This is a genomic window from Kineococcus glutinatus (assembly GCF_039542765.1).
Classification (GTDB): domain Bacteria; phylum Actinomycetota; class Actinomycetes; order Actinomycetales; family Kineococcaceae; genus Kineococcus_A; species Kineococcus_A glutinatus.
Genome location: NZ_BAABIL010000071.1, coordinates 1 through 3,081 on the forward strand (window position 1 = coordinate 1; position 3,081 = coordinate 3,081).

Below are 3,081 nucleotides of genomic sequence, written 5' to 3' on the forward strand. Positions count from 1 at the left end.
GGCGGGGGCGGCGACCACGACGTCGAGCGGCGCGGACACCAGCGAGGTCACCCCGCGGCCGTCCACCGCCGTCACCGTGTACGCGTGGCTGCCGGGGCGCAGCCCCTCGTCGGCGGAGCGGGTGCCGCGCGTCTGCGCCACGAGCTCGGGGGCGCCGCCGGCGGTGGTGCGGTGCACCTGGTACGCCACGGCCCCCGGCACCGGCAGCCACTGCAGCGACGCGGTGGCGGTGTCCCCGCGCCAGCGCACCGTGCGCAGCTCCGGCGCGGCCGGGGTGGGCAGCACCGCGGTGATCTCCACGCCGTTGACGTGCGCGCTGTCCCCGGCGAAGGAGAGGTCGAGCCTGCCGTCGGTGACGCGCACGTCGTTGACGATCTTCTCGTTGACGGTGCGCTTCTGGGCGACGGAGGTACCGCGGGCGACGCCCTCCACCGTCACGCTCGTGCGGGAGACCTCGGTGAAGTCCCCGTGCCAGGTGCGCACGGCGTACACCCCGTCCGGCACGTCGACGCTGAACCCGTACGCGGCGCCGGGGGAGGCGAGGAAGTCCCGCTGCACCGGGTCGCCCACCTCGGGGCGGTCCCCGGCGGTGGGGGCGCTGCCGGGGGTCAGGCCGAACCCGCGCTCAGCGGTGTACGCCGTGCCGGGGTCGATCCCCGTCCAGCCGGCGGGGACCGTCGCGCCGGCCGGGCCGAGGTCGAAGCGGTGCAGCGCCGCGGGGGTGCTCAGGTGGACGGTGGCAGCCCGGGACTCGCCGCGGTCGTTGGCCGCGACCACGCGCACGTCGTAGCGCGTCGCCTCGCGCATCCCGCCGAGGTGGACGACGGGCACCGTGGTGGTGCTCACCAGGCGGAACGCGCCGGACCGCTGCCCGGACTCCCTGCGGTAGACGCGGTACAGGTCCGCACCGGCCGAGGCCTCCCACTGCAGGACCGCCCCGCCCGCCGAGACGCCGCCGACGCGCACGTCCCGCGGCGCGGCGGGCACGGCGGCGGGCGGCGGGGGCGTGCGGACCTCGCGGGCCAGGGGGACGTCCAGCTCGGCGAGGCCCTCGCCGACCATGCGGGCGAGCTGCGTGGCGCCGTACCCCTGGAAGTGCGTCTGGTCCTCCAGGCCCTGCGGGTGGGCGGGATACACCCCCGGCGGGACGTAGAGGAACGCCGAGAGGGTCCCCTCGGGGCCGATCTCGTCGTACCAGGCGACGCTGCGGGCGCTGAGGTCCACCAGCGGCACGTCGAGCTCGGCGGCCAGCTCCTGCATCTTCGCGACGTACTCGGGGAAGCTCGGCTCGAACTTCCCCGTCGTCGGCTCGTACACCCGCCGGCCCATCGGCGTGACCAGGACGGGGACGGCGCCGCGCTGGCGGGCGCCCTCGACGTAGGTGCGCAGGAACTCCTCGAACTGCTCCGGGGTGGCGTACCGGGCCGGCCGCTGCGGGGTGGAGTCGTTGTGCGCGAACTGCACCAGCAGGTGGTCGCCGGGCCGGATGGCGAGGAGGATCTCGTCGAGGCGGCCCTCGGCGATGAAGGAGCGGGAGCTGCGCCCGCCGATCGCGCGGTTGTCCACCCGGACGTCCTCGCTGAGGTAGCGCGGCAGCGCCTGGCCCCAGCCGGCCTGCGGGGCGGTGGACTCCCCGTAGGTCATCACGGTGGAGTCGCTCGCCAGGTACGCGGTGAGCTCCTCGCCGCGCTCGCGGGCGGGCAGCCGGGTCACGACGACGGCAGCGAGGTTCGCGGCGGTGCCGCCGAACTCCAGGGTGAGCTGCCCGTCCACGAGGGCGATGTCGAAGGACGTCTCCAGGAACTGCCCCGCGGCCCGCCGGGTGGCGGGGACCTTCTCGATGGTCTCGGCGACGACGCGCACGTCCGTGGCCCCGGTGGCGTCCCCGGCGACGAGGCCCACCCGGTAGTCGGCGTTCGGCAGGTCGAGCCGCAGCTCGGTGCCGGCGACCCGGGTGAAGTCCGAGCGCAGGGGGTCGGCGGTGCCCCGGTCGACGCCCGTCACCTTCGAGGGGTCCGCCCAGCCGAGCCCGGTGGCCGGGGAGTGGGCCGTGGCCGCGTCGAGGCGCCGGTAGCCCTCGGCCAGCGCGCCGGGCCCGGCGTCCAGCCGCAGGACCTCGCTCGCCCCGGGGGTCGTGGCCGGGGCCGTGGCGGACGGGGCGGTGCTGGACGGGGCGGTGGCGGGCTGCGCCCCGGCGGCCGATGGCGCCGCCAGCCCGCTCGCCGCCAGGGCGAGGGCGGGCAGGGCGAGCGCGGGGCGCACGAGGTGGTGGGACCGTGCCATGGACGGCGACTCCGATCGACGATGACGGGAGGAGCGCGAGCGGTCGACTATACGGGAGAGCGGTTTCCGTGAAACGTTTCGGGAGTATCGTGTCCGCGGTCACGGGGTGTCAACACCTCGTCCTCCCGCCGTGCCGGCGTCCTCGCCCCGTGTCATCGCACGGCGCCGCCCGCGAGCACCGCCCCCAGCGCAGCGAACACCGCCCCCAGCGCAGCGAACACCGCCCCCAGCGCAGCGAGCACCGCCCTCAGCGCAGCGAGCACCGCCCTCAGCGCAGCGAGCACCGCCCTCAGCGCAGCGAGGCGAACACGTCGTCCAGCGCCGTGCCGCCCGCCCGGCCCCGCTCGCGGAACCACTCCCGCCCGCACACCGCCGCGAACAGCGGCCGCGGCAGCCGCAGCAGCAGCTCGATGCCCCGCGTCCCCGTGTCCGCCCCGGCCTGGCTGGCGTGCGCGCGCAGGGCGGCGCGCTTGGCGTCGAGGTGCCCGCGCACGTCGACGCGGTGGGTGATGTCCCCCCGGGCGGTGAACGCCGCGTCCAGCCGCTGCGAGGCCACGTCGCTCACCAGGCCGGGGACCAGCCGGGCCAGGCGCAGGCCGCGGCGCACCAGGGCCCGGTCGACGGTGGCCTCCAGCAGGACGGGGGTGCCGGCCAGCTGCGCGGCCCGCGCACCGCAGCGGTGGACGTGGACGTGGTCGGGGTGCCCGTAGCCGCCCGCGGCGTCGTAGCTGGTGAGCACGTCCGCGCCCTCCTGCTCCAGCACGTCCGCCAGCTGCCGCGCCACCCGCTCCACCGGCA

General features: G+C 76.9%; 2 protein-coding genes. Both read right to left on the reverse strand.

Annotated features, from left to right (window positions below):
- The coding region (locus ABEB16_RS03550) for an SGNH/GDSL hydrolase family protein (RefSeq protein ID WP_345710893.1) at positions 1-2,283 on the reverse strand (2,283 nt) is incomplete at its 3' end.
- Between the two features lie 289 nt (positions 2,284-2,572).
- Positions 2,573-3,081, reverse strand: a 509-nt coding sequence (locus tag ABEB16_RS03555; protein ID WP_486335975.1) for a PIG-L family deacetylase, incomplete at its 5' end; no start/stop codon positions are given.